We start from the raw sequence: 17299 nt of genomic DNA, 5'->3' as shown, positions 1-17299 counted from the left end.
CCTCCGGCCCGGCCGTCCCACCCGCCGAGGAGTCACACCGTGGCAGTGATCGCCAGAATGCTGGTCCGTCGCCTGCTTCTCCTGATCCCGCTCCTGCTGGGCGTGATCCTGTTCGTCTTCATCATCATGCGGTTCTCGCAGAACAAGCCTGAGTACGCGTACTTCCAGGGCGCGAACCCCACCCCGGAACAGATCCATCAGTTCCAACTGGAGAACGGCCTGCTGGATCCGCTGCCGATCCGCTACCTCCGGTTCGTGGGCGACCTCCTACAGGGCGACATGGGCACCAGCGTCCTCACCAAGGCGCCAGTGCTCGACTCGGTGCTCACCGCGCTGCCGCTGACCCTTCAACTGACCTTCCTCGGCCTGCTGATCGGAGTCGTCACCGCGCTGGTCTTCGGCGTCACCGCGGCGCTCTTCCGGGACCGCTGGCCGGACCAGCTGATCCGCGTGCTGTCCCTGACCGGCGTCGCCGCGCCGTCGTTCTGGCTGGCCCTGCTGATGATCCAGTACCTCGCCGTCGACGCCGGCGTCTTTCCCACCGGCGGATACATCAACCCGGCCGACTCCTTCACCGGCTGGCTGCGCTCCCTCACCCTTCCGGCGCTGGCCCTGTCACTGCCGGTCGCGGCCCAGCTCACCCGCATCGTCCGGACCTCGATGGTCGAAGAGCTCGACAAGGACTACGTCCGCACGGCGATCGGCAACGGCCTACCACCCGTCGTCGTGGTCGGCCGGAACGTGCTGCGCAACGCGCTGATCAACCCGCTCACCGTGCTCGGCCTGCGGGTCGGCTACCTCCTCGGCGGTGCGGTGGTCATCGAAACGATCTTCTCGCTGCCCGGAATGGGCAAGCTAATGATCGACGGAGTGACCAACGGCGACCCAGCCGTGGTGCAGGGCGCCGTACTGACCATCGCCACCGGCTTCGTGGTGGTCAACCTCGTCGTCGACATCCTCTACCTACTGGTCAACCCACGCCTGAGGAGTGCTGGCTGATGCGGCGACGACTCACTGAACGGCTGGCCCGGCCGGGCATCGGATTCCGCCGGCTCCCGCCCCTGTCCTGGGTCGCGCTGGGCGTCCTGGTGGTGGTCGCCCTCGCCGCCCTGCTCGCCCCGATCATCGCGCCGCACTCTCCGCTGACCCAGCACTCCGCCGGCGGCGCCCCATCCGCCACCCACTGGATGGGCCTGGACAGCGCCAACCGCGACATCTTCAGCCGACTCCTGCACGGCGCCCGGTGGTCGCTGGTCATCGGGCTCGGCGCCACCGGCCTGGCCCTGCTCGCCGGCGCGCTGATCGGGGCCCTCGCGGCCACCTCGCGCAAGTGGGTCGACGAGGGCGTCATGCGCGTCCTGGACGTGATCATGGCCTTTCCCGGCATCGCCCTGGCGGCCGTGCTGGTCGCGGTCTTCGGTGGGGGAGTCGGCGTCCTGGTGGCCGCGATCGGGTTCCTGAACACTCCACCCGTCGCCCGCATCGTCCGGGCGAACGTGCTCGCCCAGTACGGGGAGGACTACGTCGCCGCCGAGAAGATCATCGGCGCGCGTACGCCGTTCATCCTCGTCCGGCACGTGGCGGTCAACTGCGCCGCACCCATCCTGGTGTTCTGCACCGTCATGGTCGCCGACGCGATCGTGTTCGAGGCGTCGCTGTCGTTCATCGGCGCGGGCGTCCGCCCGCCCGACCCGTCCTGGGGCAGCGTCATCGCCGACGGCAAGAACCTGGTGCTGCTCGGCGGATGGTGGGCCACCGTCTTCCCCGGCCTGCTGATCCTCGTCACGGTGCTGGCGCTGAACATCCTGTCCGAGGGCATCTCCGACGCCTGGGCGACACCGGCCGCGCGCCGCCCACCCGCCCGCCGCTCCGGCGATGTCGACGCGATCGAGCAGGCCCGGCCCGGATCGGGCGAGGTCACCGAACTACCCGGCCTCGCCGAGGCCGCCCACCGGCTCTCCGAACGGGCCCGTCCCCTGCCCGACGGCCCCCCGATCCTCGAGGTGGAGAACCTCGCCATCGGCTTCGACGGGCGGCACGACGGGGTGGACATCGTCGACGGGATCTCCTTCGACGTGCGGCCCGGAGAGGTGCTGGGGCTCGTCGGGGAGTCCGGCTGCGGCAAGTCGCTGACTGCCCTGACCGTCATGGGCCTACAACCGCGCGACGCCCGGATCCGCGGCAGCATCCGGTTCGCCGGCGCCGACCTGCTCCGCATGCCCCGCGCGGCGCGGCGGCGGCTGCTCGGCCACGACCTGGCCATGATCTACCAGGACGCGCTCTCCTCGCTCAACCCGGCGATGACCGTCCGCGCCCAGCTCAAGCAGCTCATCCGGCGAGGCGGCCGGCGTACGGCGAGGGAGCTGCTGGCACTGGTCGGGCTCGACCCGGACCGGACCCTGTCCGCCTACCCGCACGAGCTCTCCGGCGGCCAGCGACAGCGGGTACTCATCGCCATGGCCCTGTCCCGGGACCCGAAGCTCATCATCGCCGACGAGCCGACCACCGCGCTGGACGTGACCGTGCAGGCACAGGTGATCCAGTTGCTGCTGCGGCTACGGGCGGAACTCGGCTTCGCGCTGATCCTCGTCTCGCACGACCTCGCGCTGGTCGCCGACGTGACCGATCGGGTCGTGGTGATGTACGGCGGGCAGATCGTCGAGACGGGGGTGACCGCCGAAGTGGTCGGCGCACCCGCCCACCACTACGCCCGGGGCCTGCTCGGCTCAGTGCTGTCGCTGGAGGCCGGCGCGGCGAGACTGTCCCAGATCCGCGGCGTCGTGCCGGCCCCCGCCGACTTCCCGGCCGGCTGCCGGTTCGCCGACCGCTGCCCCATGGCGACCGACGTGTGCCACACCGCCGCTCCCGAACTCGCCGGTGACCAGCGCCACCACGCGACGGCGTGCCACCACCCGGCGAACACGCTCACCCAGCCGCTCGCGGCGGGAACGGAGGCCCGGTGAACCCGACCGAAACACCTCTGCTGGAGCTCGCCGACGTGCACGTCGTCCACCGGGCCCGCTCCGGAGGCATCTTCGCCCGCGACCGCGTGTACGCGTTGACCGGCGCGGACCTCACCGTCAGGGCGGGGGAAACCGTCGGGATCGTGGGCGAGTCAGGCTGCGGCAAGTCGACACTCGCGCGCGTACTGGTCGCGCTCCAACGCCCCACCGCCGGGACCGTCCGTTTCCGTGGCGAGGACGTGTGGTCGACGCCGGAGGCGCGGCGCCGACGGACGATCGGCGCCACCACCGGCATGGTGTTCCAGGATCCGTCCACCGCGTTGAACCGCCGCCTGTCCGTCCGGCAGATCCTGCGGGATCCGTTGGACGTGCACCGGCGAGGCACACCGGGCGACCGGGAGCGGCGGGTACGCGAGCTGCTCGACCTCGTCGGGCTACCGGCCAGCTCCGCCGATCTGCTGCCCGGTCAGCTCTCCGGTGGGCAGCGGCAGCGGGTGGCCATCGCCCGGGCCCTGGCCCTCGAACCCGACCTGGTGGTGGCCGACGAGCCGACCAGCGCACTGGACGTCTCGGTACGGGCCCAGATCCTCAACCTGCTGCTGGACCTCAAGGACCAGCTCGGGCTCGCCATGGTGTTCGTCTCGCACGACATCCAGACCGTGCGGCGGATGAGCGACCGGGTGGTCACCATGTACCTCGGGCGGATCGTGGAGCAGGCGCCAGCCGGGTCCGTACCTCGGCAGGCTCGCCACCCGTACACCCGGGCGCTGTTCTCCGCGACCCCGGGCCTGCTCTCGCCGATCGACCCGATCCCGCTGTCCGGCCTGGTGCCGTCGGCGACCCGGCCGCCGTCCGGCTGCCCGTTCCGCACCCGATGTTGGAAGGCGGACGACATGTGCGCCCGCGACCTGCCCGCCGTGCAGGGTGTGCCGGACGGGCACCTGTTCCGCTGTCACCACCCCGTACCGGGCGGCGCCACCGACACCGAACTGATCAGCCAAGCACAGGAGCGTCCATGACCAACGCCGCCGCACTCACCGGCGTCATCCCCCCGGTGTGCACCCCGCTGACCCCCGACTTCGAGGTGGACACCCGATCGCTCACCCGTCTCGTCGACCACCAGCTCCGGGGCGGGGTGGACGCGCTGTTCGTGCTCGGCTCCTCCTCGGAGGTGGCCTTCCTGCCCGACGCACACCGGCGGGTGGTGCTGGACACCGTGATCGGGCACGTCGCGGGTCAGGTGCCGGTGCTCGCCGGGGTCATCGACATGACCACCCTGCGGGTGCTCGACCACGCCCGGGTGGCCGCGCAGGCCGGCGCGGCGGGACTGGTGGCGACCGCGCCGTTCTACGCCCGCACCCACCCGGTGGAGATCGACACGCACTTCCGGACGATCGCCGCCCGGACCGGCCTGCCGCTGTACGCGTACGACCTGCCGGTGTCGGTGCACACGAAGCTCGGCGCGGAACTGGTGCTCACACTGGCCGCCGACGGGGTGCTGGCCGGCATCAAGGACTCCAGCGGCGACGACGCCGGGCTGCGGTCGCTGATCCTGCGCCGGCGTGACCGGCCGGACCTCACCGGGTTCAGCGTGCTGACCGGTTCGGAGCTGACCGTCGACTCGGCGCTGTGGATGGGCGCCGACGGGGTCGTGCCCGGCCTCGGCAACGTCGACCCGGACGGCTACGTGCGGCTGCACCAGGCCGCCACCAAGGGCGACTGGGTGACGGCGCGCACGGAGCAGGAGCGGCTGTACCGGATGTTCGAGCTCGTGTTCGTCGGAGCCCACCGGATGGGGATGAGCTCCTCACCGCTCGGCGCCTTCAAGGCCGCACTGCACCTGCGGGGCATCATCGACCACCCGACGACGGCGCTGCCCCAGGTGCCACTGAACAGCGAGGAGACAGCCCGCATCGGCCGGTACCTGGCCGACGCCGGGCTGCTCTGACTGTCAGGAGGTGCCGCTTGCCCCGACGGGCACCCGCTTGCCGAGCCAGCGGAGCTGCTCCACCCGCTGGAAGGCGGCCCCGCCCTCGTGCCCGTTGTACGGCCACACCACGATGTCCTTGTCGGCGCTGGAGCAGTGGTGGTACGCCGCGAAGACGGTCGACGGCGGGCAGATCCGGTCCATCAGCGCCACCGACACCAGCACGGGCGCGGTGATCCGGGCGGCGAAGTTCAGCCCATCGAAGTACCCCAGGGTGTGGAACACCTGATCCACCTCGTCCCGGCGGGTCTGCAGGTACGACCCCAGTTCGCCGTACGGCCCGGCGTCGGTGACGTCGACCGCCCGGCGGAAGTGGCACAGGAACGGCACGTCCGCGAGCACCCCGGCCAAACCGTCGAGCAGCCCCGCCGCGGCCAGCGCGATCCCACCGCCCTGGCTGCCCCCGGCGACGACGATCCGGGTCGGGTCGACCTGCGGGATGAGCCGCGCGGTCTCCACCGCCCGGACGGCGTCGCTGAAGACCCGCCGGTAGTAGTAGCGGGCGGGGTCGGTGACGCCGCGGGTGAGGAAGCCGTTGGCCTGCGGCGCCCCGGACGGGTCCGGGTCGGGCGTGTCCCCGGTCAGCGAGCCGGCAGCGCCCTGGCCCCGGGTGTCCATGACCAGGTGGGCGTAGCCGGCGGCGCTCCAGAAGAGCCAGTCGTGCGGCAGGCCCCGGCCGCTGCCGTAGCCGATGTACTCGACGACGCAGGGCAGCGGCCCGGACCGGTGGCGGGGCAGCAGCAGCCACCCGCGTACCGGCTGTCCGGCGTGACCGGCGAAGGTGACGTCGTACACCTCCACCGTGGCCAGCCCCGCGTCGTACGGCTCCAGCCGCGCCGGCCAGGCGGCGGCTGCGGCCTCGCCGGTCGTCGCGGCCCAGAAGTCGTCGAAGTCGTCGGGCTCGGTCCGGGCAGGGCGGTAGTCGCGCAGCGTGTCCAGTGGCCAGTCGGTGAGCACAGCGTCTTCCCTGATCGGTTCGTGGTCGGCGCACGATGGCGCCCACGCGCTGGTGGGCGCCACCGTGCGAATCGGTGGCGGCCGGTCAGCCTACGGTCTCCAGCGGGAGCCGAAGGCCGAGCCCGCCGCCGATCGGCAGGTTCCGCTCCCGGATCAGATCGAGCTCGGTGGGGGACAGGGCCCGACGGTAGAGGCGGACCTCGTCGAGCGTCCCGTGGAAGCGGTCCGCCCCGTCCACCCGCTGCCCGAGGTGGATGCCGGTGACACCGAACTCCTTTCCGGCGGTGACCGAGCCGGGCGGCACCTCGGCGGCGGCCACCTCGGCGCCGTCGACCTGCAGGACCAGCCGGCCGTCGACGCGTTGCAGCACCACGTGGTGCCAGTTCCCGTCGTTGTACGCCTGTGCGGAGGCGACCGAGATGTTGAATCGGTCCACCATGATCAGTGCGCGTATCCGGTTGCTCGCCGGCTCGGCCCTCAACCAGACCTGGGGCGTCGTGCCGCTACCGGTGCGGTAGGCCCACATGATGGCGTGCGAGCCCTTCGTCTCGGCGTACCGGATCCACGTCGCGAACGTGAAATCACCACCTCCGAGGTCGACCGAGCGGTCGAACGGCACCTCGATCCGGTCGTCCAACCCGTCCAGTGCCAGCCCGTCGCCGTAGCGGCCCGCCGTCGGCTGCGCGCCGCCCCGGACGTACGCCGGGTTGTGGTGGGGCGAGGTGTCAGGGGTGGTCGGGCCCGGCGCCGGCGGGCTCGGGATCCCCGGTGGCGTCCCGTTCGGGGTCGCCAGGTACGCCTCGTTGAAGCGGGCGTACCGGATGCTCTCGTACGGGCTGGTCCGCCCCGCCTCGTACAGCAGCGCCGCCTCGTCGCCGTCGAGCCGGACCAGGTCGGAGTACGCGCTCGGCCCCCAGTGGAAGACCTTGCCCTCGTCCCAGGTCTGCCAGCTGCGCCCATCGTCGAACGAGGAACGGACCGTCATCACCTCCCGCGCCACCGGGTGGGCGGGGGACGAGAGCAGGATCCGGTTCCGGCGGTCGCCGGCGTCGGTCGCGCCGAACCGCAGCAGTGAGGCCTGCACGTCCGGCATCTCGAGACGGGGGATGGTCCGGAAGGGGGCGTCGAAGCTACGTCCGCCGTCACTGCTGACGGCGTACGCCCGGTGACCCGGGTCGGTGCCACGTTCGCGGGCCAGCGCGTAGATCCGGCCGTCGGTCCGCTCGACCACGGTGACCTCCTGGGCGATCACCGACCCGTCGTCGCGGGACGTCTCGGCGCCGATCTGCCAGGTCAGTCCACCGTCATCGCTGTAGAGCAGGTGGGTGCCGTAGACGTGCGCGCCGACCCCGTCGTAGCTTTCGAAGCTGGCGCCGACAACGAGCCGGCCGGCGTGCGGGCCGCGCTGGAGTTGGATGCCGTGCATCGGCCCGGTGGCGTACCAGAAGTTCCACTCCGGCCGCTTGGCCTCCGTCAGCTCGCGCACCGGCGACCAGGTCGCGCCGTTGTCGTCGCTGGTGACCAGGTAGGGGTCGCGGTCGCAGCCGTTCGGGCAGGGGGCGGGGCCGTTGCTGGTCCCCACCACCACAACCCGGCCGGTGCGCCGGTCGACGATCGGCACCGGGTTCCCCCGGGTCTGACCGTTGCCCTCGACCACCACCTGGAGCGGGCCCCAGGTGCGTCCGCCGTCGGAGGACCGGCGCAGCACAAGGTCGATGTCCCCGTCGTCGCCGCAGTCGGCGACCCGGCCTTCGGCGAACGCCAGGACCATGCCGTTCATCGCGCGGACGACGGCCGGTATCCGGAAGCAGGCGTATCCGAAGGTTCTCTGCTCGTAGAGCACCTGCTCATCGACGAACGGAACGGCGCTGCCCGTCCCGTCCAGCCCGTCGCTCGCCTCGGCGGCACTCGTGAGCGGCGGCGTGGTGAGCGTGGCGGCGAGCAGGCTGGCCGCGGCAAGCAGGATGAGGGCCGGTCGGCGGCGCCGTCGCACGCCGGTGCGACTGGATGATCGGTGCCCTTCTCTCATATCGCGCCCTTCCGCGTTGGGTGGTGGTGCGGTCATCCTATGTGGGACGTGGGATGTCCGGAAGTAGTTGGCTGCAACGTCGAGAAGCAGGGAGAGGGTCGGGCCACCGGCGTAGGCCGCCGGGTGAGGTGTCCGGCGGGTCCAGGGTCGGCCCACATGAGACCCCCAGGTGCAGCCAGCCGCAACAGCGGGCTACGGCCAGCGGGGTATCCACGGTCGCCATGCAGCAGGGCTGGGCGGCGCGTGCGATCAGGCGGGTTGCTGGCCCGCCTCGTCGAGCCAGCGCTCGGCCCGGGCGATCCGGGCCTTGACGTCCCGGAAGTGCAGGCGCATCGCCTCCTGCGCGCCGCTTCCGTCGCGGTTGCGCAGCGCCTCGACGATGCGGCGGTGGTTGGCGACGATGTCGGACGCCCGGTCCTCGGGCGGGCCGAGGGCCGGCTCGACCTCGTGGTAGACGTCCCAGAACAGCCCGATCAACTGCAGGACGAGTTCGTTGTTGCAGGACTCGTAGAGCAGGGAGTGGAAGGCGCGGTCAGCCTCCTTGTCCCGTTCCATCGCCGTGACCAGGGCGTCCAGTGCGGCGAGTCGCGCCTCGCTGATATCGCGCGCCACGGAACCGATGAGGCCCGTCTCCAGGATCTCGCGGACGGCGACCAGATCGTGCAGCGCCCGGACCCCGTGCCCGGGCCGGGTCCGCACCCGGAACGTCAGTGACGGGCTGAGCACGTCCAGCGGCGCGTGCCCCACGAACGTGCCGAATCCGTGCCGGATCTCCACGATGCCCAACGCCTGCAGGGCGCGGATCGCCTCCCGCACACTGTTGCGGCTGGCGCCGAGCAGATCCATCAGCTGCGGTTCGGTCGGCATCAGGGCACCGGGCGCGAGCCGGCGCTCGTGGATGAGGGCGATGATGCGGTCCTGCAGCGTCTCCCTCGTGCGTGCCCGCATGTTGCCTCCCACTTCCGCACCGCCACGTCTTCTCGCTCCAAACATCCCACGTCGTGCCACTGACGCGGCCGGGCGGTAGGAAGAATTTACACGGCTCATGCCTTGACGGTCACTGTGGCCCCACCTACTGTGCCCGGATGGCGGATGACATCCCATGTCCGCCTTGCCCGATTCGGAGTGCCCGGGCGGTCGCCCGAACGACGAGGAGTGGACTATGACCATGCCCAACATCTTGTTCGGCGGTGACTACAACCCAGAGCAGTGGCCGGAGGACGTCTGGGTCGAGGACATGAAGCTGATGGCCGAGGCTGGCGTCTCACTGGTCTCGGTGGGCATCTTCGCCTGGGCCCAGGTGGAGCCGCGTCCCGGCGAGTACGACTTCGGCTGGTTCGACCGGGTGCTGGACCACCTGGCGGAGGCGGGAATCGGGGCCAGCCTCGCGACCATGACCGCCTCGCCACCGCCCTGGTTGTCCCGCCTGCACCCCGAGGTGCTGCCCACCCGGGCCGACGGGGTGCGGCTCTGGCCCGGCGCCCGCCAGCACTACTGCCCGTCGAGCCCGGTCTACCGGGAACACGCCGCCCGGCTGGTCGAACAGCTCGCCCAGCGCTACGGCAGCCATCCCGCGCTGCGGCTGTGGCATGTCGGCAACGAGTACGGCTGCCATGTGCGGGCCTGCTACTGCGACGTGTCCGCGGCCGACTTCCGGCGCTGGCTGCGTGACCGCTACGGCGACGTGGACGCCCTCAACGCCGCCTGGTCCACCGCCTTCTGGTCCCAGCGCTACGACGACTGGTCGGAGGTACTGCCCCCACGTACCGCGCCCACCTTCGGCAACCCCGCCCAGAAGCTCGACTTCGCCCGGTTCAGCAACGACGCCATCCTCGCCTGCTACACCCTCGAACGCGACATCCTGCGTCGGCACACCCCCGGTATACCGCTGACCACCAACTTCATCGGCCTCGTGCACAAGCCGATCGACTCCTTCCGCTGGGCCGCCGAGCAGGACGTCGTCAGTCTCGACAGCTATCCCGACCCGTACGATCCGCGTACGCACGTCGACGCCGGCTTCGGCTACGACCTCGTCCGCTCGGCACGACGGGGTCAGCCTTGGCTGCTCATGGAGCAGGCACCGAGCGCGGTCAACTGGCGGGAGCGGAACGCGCCGAAGCCGCCGGGGGTGATGCGGTTGTGGAGCTGGCAGGCGGTCGCCCAGGGGGCCGACGCGGTGCTGTACTTCCAATGGCGGCAGGCCGCGGGCGGCGCCGAGAAGTTCCACTCGGCGATGCTGCCGCACACCGGAGAGCACAGCCGGACCCACCGCGAGGTCCGTGAGCTCGGCGCCGAGATCGCGGCCGCCGCCGAACTCGCCGGCACCCGGGTGCAGGCCGACGTGGCCCTGCTGCACGACTGGCAGAACTGGTGGGCGGTGGAGGGCGACGCCCACCCGGCGCCGCTCGATGTCCTGGCCGCCCACCGGGCGCACTACGCGCCGCTCTTCGACGCCCATGTGACCTGCGACGTCGTCCCACCCGACGCCGACCTGACCAGCTACCGCCTGGTGATCGTGCCCAACCTGTACCTGCTCTCGACCGCGACCGCCGACGCGCTACGGCAGCACGTACACCGCGGCGGCACCCTGCTGGTGTCGTACTTCACCGGGGTGGTCGACGAGACCGAGCGGCTGCACCCGGGAGGTGCGCCGGGGCCTCTGCGTGACCTGCTCGGGTTGCGGGTGGAGGAGTTCTGGCCCCTGCCGGTCGACGGCACGATCGGCCTGGACCTCGACGGCCGGCACGGTCACGGCCTGGAGTGGTCGGAGTGGGTAGAGCCGGGCGGGGCGCAGGTGATGGGGACGTTCACCGACGGCGAGTTGGCCGGCCGACCCGCGCTGCTCCGGCACCGCTACGGAGCCGGCGCCGCGTGGTACCTCGCCACTCGCCCCGACCCGGCGCTGATGCGCGCGGTGCTCGACCAGGTCCGAGCGGAGGCGAAAGTCGCGCCGGTCCTGCCCGGCCTGCCCGACGGCGTGCAGGCCGTGCGTCGCCACGGCGACGACCGTTCGTACCTGTTCCTGCTCAACCACGGCGGCATGCCGGCGACCGTGGCACTGCCGTCCGTCGCCGTCGACCTGCTCGGTGAACAGGACGCGGCGGCCGACATCGTCACCCTGTCTCCGCGCGGTGTCGCTGTGCTGCGTTCCTGATCGGGCGGGTGTGCGCCGCGACCAGCGTCGCGGCGCACACCCGTGCCTCACCCGAACTTCCGTAGCTCGACCGCCGGGACCCGGCGGAAGGTGATCGTCTCGTACGGGCCGAAGTTGCCGGTCTCGTAGAGCACCCCGACGGTTCGGGCGTCCAGCTGCACCAGGTCGGAGTACCCGGCGGGAAGGCCGGACAGCGCCAGGGCCGGCCGCCAGGTCGCACCCTGGTCGGTGCTGATCCGCAGCGTCATCGCGGCCCGGCTGGCGGGGTCGGCGGGCCCGGAGAAGAGCAGCGGCGCCTTCGGACCGCTCAGCTGCAGGACGCTGGCCTGCACGACCGGGCCCACGAGGGTCGCCTGCGGCCGGTACGGCAGCACCAGCGACTCGCCGCCGTCGGCGCTCCAGGTGTCGGCCCGGTTGCCGGGCGCGCTGCCGTTGTGTTCGCGGGTGTTGAGGTAGAGCCGGCCGTCCGGCAGCTCAGCCGCCGTGGTCTCGTTGACGTTCACGTAGCCGTTGGGGTTGTCGTCGACCGCGCCGATGTGCCAGGTCTCGCCGGCGTCGTCGCTGTAGAGCAGGTGACCACCGTAGTACTTGGCCTCGGTACCGAGATCGGTCGATCCGGCCGGGGGTGCGATCGAGTGGTTGGCCGGTACCACCAGCCGGTCCCGGTGGGCGGCACCGGTCAGGCGTAGGGCGTGGCCCGGCCCTGTGGCGTACCACCGCCAGTTCTGCGCCTTCGCCTGCCCCGTGATCTCCCGCGGGGCCGACCAGCTGACTCCGTCGTCGTCGCTGTGCTGGACGAAGACCCGGCGGCTCTGCTCGGGCGTGACCTCACCGCGCATGATCTCGGCTTCGGACGCGTCGGCGGCATTGGTCGTGGACAGCAGGACGAGACGGCCACTCGCCGTGAGGACCGGCGCGGGGTTTCCGGCGGTATCCGGACCGCGGTCGTGCACCATCTGCAACGGCCCCCAGGTGCATCCGCCGTCACCGGATCGCTTGAGGACGAGGTCGATGTTGCCCGCGTCGGCCAACGAGCCGTGTCGCCCCTCGGCGAAGGCGAGCAGGATGCCGGACCGAGTGGTGACGACGGCGGGGATCCGGAATCCCGTGTAGCCCTCGGTGCCGGAGACGAACGGCACGGAGGTGTCGCACTGGTGAGCGGGTGTCGTCGGTGCGGCCGTCGCGGGCGGGGCTCCGAGGGCCAGGGAGACGGCGGTCGCGGCAGCGCCGAGAGCGATCATCGAGCGGGGTGTACGGGACATGCGCACCTCTTTCGTGATGGTGGGTGGCAACTTCGTAGATCCGGCGCATCGCTCAAAGATGCACTGGTCGAGCCTGACGTAGGACGTCCTCTGTCCGATCCAGACGCTAATGGCGGAGTTCGATATGGTCAAGGTCGATGACCTGCCGGCCCGCCTGCCGACAGCCTCCGGAACGCTCTGCCCCGACGTTGGCGGACGCTCCGCGACCCTCGACCCACAAGGCCGTCGACGCGGAGCGTGAACACAGTCGGCGCGGTGGTGCCCCGCCAGACGACCGCTGGCGGGGCACCGACCCTGTGGCTACTGCTCGGGGTTGACGGTCGTGAACGGGAGGCGAAGCCGGAGTTGGCCGGCGATCGGGACATTGTGGTCCCGGATATCCCGCAACTCTTCAGGGGTGAGGGCGCGGCCGTAGATGCGGAACTCGTCGAGGGTGCCGCGGAACCGGTTGACGCCGTCGATCCGTTGACCGAGGTGGATGCTGCCGATGCCGAACTCCTTTCCGGTGGTCACCGAGCCGCGCGGAGCGGCCAGGTTGGCGACGGTGGCGCCGTCGATGAGGACCGTGACCCGGGTCGCTGTGCGTTGCATGACAACGTGGTGCCAGAGCCCGTCGTTGTACGCGCCCGCGATGGTGATGTTCGCGTCGCCCTGGCCGGTGCCGACGACGCCCCGGATGCGGTTGCCTGCCGGTTCGGCTCGCAGCCAGATCTGGGCGGCTCCCGTGCCCACCTGGTGGAACCACCAGATCACGTGGCTGCCGGTGGTTTGGCTGTACCGGAACCAGGTCATGATCGTGAATTGGTTGTCCTCAAGGTCGACGTTCGGGTTGTACGGCACCTCCACGTGGTCGTCGACGCCGTCGAGCGCGATGCCGGTGCCGTACCGCCCCTCGGTCAGCGTCGCGCCGTTGCGGACGTAGGCGGTGTTGTCGTAGCGCGGTGCTGCGTCCGGGGTCGTCGGTCCGGGCTCCGGGGGCGGCGGCAGATCCGGAGGTGAACCGTTCGGGGTGTCGAGGTACGCCTCGTTGAACCGGACGAACTGGATCACCTCGTACAGGGCGGCGACACCGCCTTCGTACAGCACCCCTGCCACGGGGCCCGCGACCGGATCGGTCTCGATCTCGACCAGGTCGGAGTAGCCGCCCGGACCCCAGGTGATTACTTTGCCTTCCTGCCAGGTCTCCCAGGTCTGGGCCTCGTCGTACGAGGACCGGATTGTCAGGGCCTCGCGCTTGCCGGGGTTGGCTGGTCCGGAGAACAGGATGCGGTTCCGCGCGTCACCTTCGTCAGTGGCGGTGAGGCGTAGCAACGCTCCCTGCACGACCGGCATCGTCAGCTCGGGCACCATCTGAAACGGTGCGTCGTAGCTTTCGCCGCCGTCGCTGGAGATCGCGTACGCCCGGGTGCCCTCAGCCGTGCCGGCTTCCCGAACGTTGACGTAGATCCGCCCGTCGGTCAGTTCCACCAGCGTCGACTCGTTGACGAGGATGTCGTCCTCCGCGCCACCGGCGCTGGCGCCGCGATGCCAGGTCTCGCCGCCGTCGTCGCTGTAACCGAGGTGGACTCCGGCGATGCGCCGCCCGTCCGACGCGAAGGACTCGTGGTTGGCGCTCATCACCAGCCGCCCGGCGTGCGGGCCGCGTTTGAGCTGGATGGCGTGCACCGGACCGGTGGCGTACCACGCGGACCACTCCGGCAGCATCAGCTCGGTCATCTCTCGCGGCGCGCTCCAGGTCACTCCGTGGTCGTCGCTGACCTGCAGGAACGGAACGCGGCCACCGCTGCCGGTGCCCGGGTTGTGGGTCGTGAACAGCACGACCCGACCGGTCCGTTCGTCCACGATCGGCATCGGGTTGCCGTGCGTGTCACCGTTGCCGCGCGACACAACCTGCAGCGGCCCCCAGGTACGACCGCCGTCGTGGGACCGCTTCAGCACCAGGTCGATGTCGCCCCTGTCGTTACAGTTGTCGATCCGGCCTTCGGCGAACGCCAGCAGGTCCCCGTTGGTGGCCCTCACGATCGCCGGGATGCGGAAGCAGAAGTACCCGTCCGTGTTCGCGGTGTAGACCGCACGCTCCTCGTGGTACGGCTCCGCGGCCTGCGCGGTGCCGCTGGTGAGCAGGGCGGCAGCCATCGCCGCGATCACCATGGTGGACAACAGTCGGCGGGGATGTCTTCTGCTGTGTCTCTGCCTCGTCATGGAATGCGATACCTCCACTGGTCACCGCTGGGGCGGCTCGTGTCGAGCGGCAGGGGAGTCCCGACTGCTGGTTGTCGCACCTGCTGCGCTCGTGGATTGTCCGCAGCTCTTTTCAGGTGCTCCGTCGGAAGCAGCTAGGAACGGTTGGAGGACATCCTACGTCCTATGTCAGGCATCGCAAGCCCTTCGGGCGGGAAGACGGTAGGGCGGCTGCGCCGCCCCCGGCCCGCTGCTGATCGGCCTGCCTGCCTTCCCGACACCGTCCGTTACCGTGGAAGCGGCGCGTGTGCTCGTAAACAGCGCTAAGCCGCGCCGAGCCGGAACTCGCGCAGTGTGTGCCAGGAGTCGGGTTCCGGGGCCCCGGCAATGAGTCGAACCGCGTCGACGGTGGCGCGGATCGGCAGGTGGCCGGCGACAGCCTCGGCGGCTTGGGCCAGGACGTGCTTCGGGGCGTCATGACCGATGGTCAGATGCGGTACGACGTCGGCATGGGCGCCGGCATACGGCGGAGCCTCGGGGAATCGCCGCCACACGGCTGCGGTGAGGTGGCGCAACCCGCCGTCCGGCTGGGGCGAGAGCCAGACCACGGTGTCTCCGAACCACTTGACCTCCGCGAACGAGATATCGAACCGCGGTGCGGCTTCGAAGATCTGGCTCAGGGTGGCGAGCACATCGTCGTTGATCCGGTCTGGGGGCAGGAACGGGTAGAGCACGGTCACATGAGCGGGCACTCCCCAGCTGGCCGCGATGTCCAGAGCGGACCGGAAGCGCCCCACGGTCCGCTCGGCCTCGGGCACGGCGACGATCAGCGCAGTCTCCGTCGGCTCCATCGCCACAGTTTCTGATCATCGCTCCTGACAGTCCACCGGAATCCGTGACCAGGTAAGAGCTGCGAGACAGCTCTTACCTAGTCACCGTCCTGGCGATCATGGCCGGGTGCCCGAGTGGCTGCCTCGACTCTAGGATCAGGATGATGCAGGAGACACGGCTAACGGTTCGGCCAGCGAGCGTGGCCGATGTTGCTTCATTGGTGGAGTTGCGCCTGGCCAACGCTGAGGCGCACCTTGCCCTCGACGCTGCCACCTATCGCGTTCCACAGGGTGACGCGGTAGCGCGCCATTTCGCGGCCATGCTGACCGATGAGGCCGGGCGGGATGGCGTCCTCGTCGCTGAGGGGCATGACGGCCAGGTGGTCGGTATGGTCGAAGTGCTGCGGCATTCCGATCCTCCGGACCATCAGATCCTGCGTCCTGAACCTTCGGCCCAGGTCCACACGGTTGTGCTGCCCGGTGCCAGGGGGCTCGGGGTGGGATCAGCGTTGATTGCGGCGGCCGAACGGTGGGCAAGCGACCGGGGGATCACGTACCTGTTGGCTGGCATCTACCACCGCAACGTTGATGCAGTGCGCTTCTACAGCCGGCACGGCTACAGCGACGCCGGTCTGTCCCTCGGTAAGAGCGTGGATTAGCGGCCGCGGTGCCGCCATCGGAGCCAGATGATGGCGGTTTTGATCATCGCCCTGGTGGTGACCGCGCGGGCGCGGCGCAGCCGAGATCCCGCCCGACCTGCGCCCGGTCCATGTTCACGTCGTGACGCGATCGCTGCCCCGATCATCCGTGCCGGGGCTTCCACCGGAAGTACCGGCCCGCCATGAGCAGCGACACCAGTAGCCCGACCAGCAGCACCCCGAAGGAGGGCAGCGTCTCGACGAAGGCGCCGGCGAAGCTCAGGGCCTGGCCTCGTAGGATCGCACCCATGCTCGGGCAGCGGCCGTACCAGGCAGACAATCCACCCCGTACGCTGCGGTGACGCTGAGCCGAGCGGGTAGCCTGTGGGCGACGCTCGCGGTGACGCTGGTCCTGGGAGCCTTTCACCTGCTGGCGCCGTACATCCGGCGGACACTGCCGGTGTCCACCCAGGCGGCGACCTCGCTCGGCGGCGGCATCGCCGCAGCGTACGTCTTCCTCTCCTCCTGCCGCGCCTCGCCGAGGGCAACGAAGCGGTCGCCCACGTCCTGGAGGAAGAGGTCCGCGTCGGCCGGGTGCGCGGATTCATCCTGTTCCTCGTCGCGCTGATCGGCTTTTTCACGTTCTACGCCCTGGAACGCGCCACCCATCGGGCGAACGGGCACGAGCAGGAGCCCACCCGGCTGGTCTTCGCATGTCAACTCGGATTCTTCGCGCTCTACAGCGGCCTGATCACGTACACCTTGGCGACGAAGCTGGACGCGGGCCTCGCGCCGGCGGCGCTGTTCGCTGTCGCCATGGGGCTGCACGTGCTGGCCACCGACGGCGTGCTGGCCGAGCACTTCCCGGTCCGCCGCACCACCCGATGGCGCCTCCTCCTCGTCGCCGGCGCCGGTGCCGGCTGGTTGACCGCGGTCGTCGCCCAGCCCACCAGCGTGGTGATGAATCTGCTGACGGCGATTCTCGGTGGCGGGATCCTGCTCAACGTCTTCGTCGACGAACTGGCACCCGAGCGGCACTCGAGCTTCGCCTGGTTCACCGTCGGGCTGGCCAGCTATTCAGCGCTCCTCGCGATCGCGACTTCACCACGGAGCTGGGGGCCGCATGACGGCAACCTGACCCGGGCGGCACAGAGGACGGCTGAAGGAGACCGCGGAGCTGCTGTACGGAATGGCGCTGCTCGCCGAGGGTGGGGAGCTCGCCGAGCCGTCCCGGCTCACCCGCATCCCTGCCGACCGGCTGGCCCGCACGCTGTGAGGCCGGCACCGTGACGGTGACC

Annotated in this window: 15 protein-coding genes; 7 read left to right on the top strand and 8 right to left on the bottom strand. The window is 70.6% G+C overall.

Features of this window, described 5'->3' with window-relative positions; genetic code table 11:
- Positions 1-39: 39 nt before the first annotated feature.
- The 4 genes from GA0070609_RS13840 to GA0070609_RS13825 are packed head-to-tail and all read left to right on the top strand — an operon-like array spanning position 40 to position 4911.
- Positions 40-999 carry an ABC transporter permease gene (locus GA0070609_RS13840; RefSeq protein WP_088994190.1) on the top strand — a complete coding sequence of 320 codons (960 nt, stop codon included), beginning with the start codon at positions 40-42 and terminating at the stop codon, positions 997-999.
- Positions 999-2963 (top strand): dipeptide/oligopeptide/nickel ABC transporter permease/ATP-binding protein, encoded by a 1965-nt coding sequence (locus GA0070609_RS13835; RefSeq protein WP_088994189.1) that lies wholly within the window; start codon positions 999-1001, stop codon positions 2961-2963. The genes GA0070609_RS13840 and GA0070609_RS13835 overlap by 1 nt, the downstream gene beginning before the upstream one ends.
- Positions 2960-3982: an oligopeptide/dipeptide ABC transporter ATP-binding protein gene (locus GA0070609_RS13830; RefSeq protein ID WP_197700282.1), complete on the top strand. Its 1023-nt coding sequence runs from the start codon at positions 2960-2962 to the stop codon at positions 3980-3982. The genes GA0070609_RS13835 and GA0070609_RS13830 overlap by 4 nt, the downstream gene beginning before the upstream one ends.
- Positions 3979-4911: a dihydrodipicolinate synthase family protein gene (locus tag GA0070609_RS13825; protein WP_088994188.1), complete on the top strand. Its 933-nt coding sequence runs from the start codon at positions 3979-3981 to the stop codon at positions 4909-4911. The genes GA0070609_RS13830 and GA0070609_RS13825 overlap by 4 nt, the downstream gene beginning before the upstream one ends.
- Before the next feature lie 3 nt (positions 4912-4914).
- Here GA0070609_RS13825 and GA0070609_RS13820 read toward each other — a convergent pair whose 3' ends face one another.
- From GA0070609_RS13820 to GA0070609_RS13810, 3 genes are all read right to left on the bottom strand, one after another.
- Positions 4915-5907 (bottom strand): acetylxylan esterase, encoded by a 993-nt coding sequence (locus GA0070609_RS13820; RefSeq protein WP_088994187.1) that lies wholly within the window; start codon positions 5905-5907, stop codon positions 4915-4917.
- An 85-nt stretch (positions 5908-5992) separates the two neighbouring features.
- Positions 5993-7900, bottom strand: a complete 1908-nt coding sequence (locus tag GA0070609_RS13815; protein ID WP_197700281.1) for a sialidase family protein — start codon at positions 7898-7900, stop codon at positions 5993-5995.
- A gap of 285 nt (positions 7901-8185) precedes the next feature.
- A complete protein-coding gene (locus GA0070609_RS13810; protein ID WP_088994186.1) occupies positions 8186-8884 on the bottom strand; it encodes a FadR/GntR family transcriptional regulator in 699 nt (232 codons plus the stop codon).
- Positions 8885-9098: 214 nt separating this feature from the next.
- Here GA0070609_RS13810 and GA0070609_RS13805 point away from each other — a divergent pair, with 214 nt between their 5' ends.
- Positions 9099-11090 (top strand): beta-galactosidase, encoded by a 1992-nt coding sequence (locus GA0070609_RS13805; RefSeq protein ID WP_197700280.1) that lies wholly within the window; start codon positions 9099-9101, stop codon positions 11088-11090.
- Between the two features lie 47 nt (positions 11091-11137).
- Here GA0070609_RS13805 and GA0070609_RS13800 read toward each other — a convergent pair whose 3' ends face one another.
- The 3 genes from GA0070609_RS13800 to GA0070609_RS13790 all read right to left on the bottom strand — a co-directional run bounded on the left by GA0070609_RS13800 (position 11138) and on the right by GA0070609_RS13790 (position 15384).
- Positions 11138-12352, bottom strand: coding sequence for a sialidase family protein (locus tag GA0070609_RS13800; RefSeq protein WP_197700279.1), 1215 nt, complete (start codon positions 12350-12352; stop codon positions 11138-11140).
- A 300-nt stretch (positions 12353-12652) separates the two neighbouring features.
- Entirely contained in the window at positions 12653-14554 is a 1902-nt protein-coding gene (locus GA0070609_RS13795) for a sialidase family protein (RefSeq protein WP_197700278.1), read from the bottom strand.
- Between the two features lie 302 nt (positions 14555-14856).
- Positions 14857-15384, bottom strand: coding sequence for a 2'-5' RNA ligase family protein (locus GA0070609_RS13790; RefSeq protein WP_088997719.1), 528 nt, complete (start codon positions 15382-15384; stop codon positions 14857-14859).
- 143 nt (positions 15385-15527) lie between these two features.
- Here GA0070609_RS13790 and GA0070609_RS13785 point away from each other — a divergent pair, with 143 nt between their 5' ends.
- Complete coding sequence (locus GA0070609_RS13785) at positions 15528-16022, top strand: GNAT family N-acetyltransferase (RefSeq protein WP_157748141.1); 495 nt, start codon at positions 15528-15530, stop codon at positions 16020-16022.
- A 142-nt stretch (positions 16023-16164) separates the two neighbouring features.
- Here the strand turns inward: GA0070609_RS13785 and GA0070609_RS33160 are convergent, their stop codons facing one another.
- The gene (locus tag GA0070609_RS33160) at positions 16165-16311 is read right to left on the bottom strand and encodes a hypothetical protein (protein WP_157748140.1); all 147 of its coding nucleotides are present in this window, start codon (positions 16309-16311) and stop codon (positions 16165-16167) included.
- A 113-nt stretch (positions 16312-16424) separates the two neighbouring features.
- Entirely contained in the window at positions 16425-16565 is a 141-nt protein-coding gene (locus GA0070609_RS33855) for a hypothetical protein (RefSeq protein ID WP_197700277.1), read from the bottom strand.
- A 30-nt stretch (positions 16566-16595) separates the two neighbouring features.
- Here GA0070609_RS33855 and GA0070609_RS13780 point away from each other — a divergent pair, with 30 nt between their 5' ends.
- Entirely contained in the window at positions 16596-17291 is a 696-nt protein-coding gene (locus GA0070609_RS13780; RefSeq protein ID WP_197700276.1) for a hypothetical protein, read from the top strand.
- Positions 17292-17299: the final 8 nt, after the last annotated feature.

The organism is Micromonospora echinaurantiaca (assembly GCF_900090235.1).
In the GTDB taxonomy this organism is placed as follows: domain Bacteria; phylum Actinomycetota; class Actinomycetes; order Mycobacteriales; family Micromonosporaceae; genus Micromonospora; species Micromonospora echinaurantiaca.
This window is presented reverse-complemented; position numbering and strand designations above follow the sequence as displayed.

Coding starts and splice junctions, on each gene's coding strand:
- GA0070609_RS13835 (WP_088994189.1), top strand. CDS start 999: ATGCGGCGACGACTCACTGAACGGCTGGCCCGGCCGGGCATCGGATTC.
- GA0070609_RS13825 (WP_088994188.1), top strand. CDS start 3,979: ATGACCAACGCCGCCGCACTCACCGGCGTCATCCCCCCGGTGTGCACC.
- GA0070609_RS13810 (WP_088994186.1), bottom strand. CDS start 8,884: ATGCGGGCACGCACGAGGGAGACGCTGCAGGACCGCATCATCGCCCTC.
- GA0070609_RS13805 (WP_197700280.1), top strand. CDS start 9,099: ATGACCATGCCCAACATCTTGTTCGGCGGTGACTACAACCCAGAGCAG.
- GA0070609_RS13800 (WP_197700279.1), bottom strand. CDS start 12,352: ATGTCCCGTACACCCCGCTCGATGATCGCTCTCGGCGCTGCCGCGACC.
- GA0070609_RS13795 (WP_197700278.1), bottom strand. CDS start 14,554: ATGACGAGGCAGAGACACAGCAGAAGACATCCCCGCCGACTGTTGTCC.
- GA0070609_RS13790 (WP_088997719.1), bottom strand. CDS start 15,384: ATGGAGCCGACGGAGACTGCGCTGATCGTCGCCGTGCCCGAGGCCGAG.
- GA0070609_RS13785 (WP_157748141.1), top strand. CDS start 15,528: ATGCAGGAGACACGGCTAACGGTTCGGCCAGCGAGCGTGGCCGATGTT.
- GA0070609_RS33160 (WP_157748140.1), bottom strand. CDS start 16,311: ATGGGTGCGATCCTACGAGGCCAGGCCCTGAGCTTCGCCGGCGCCTTC.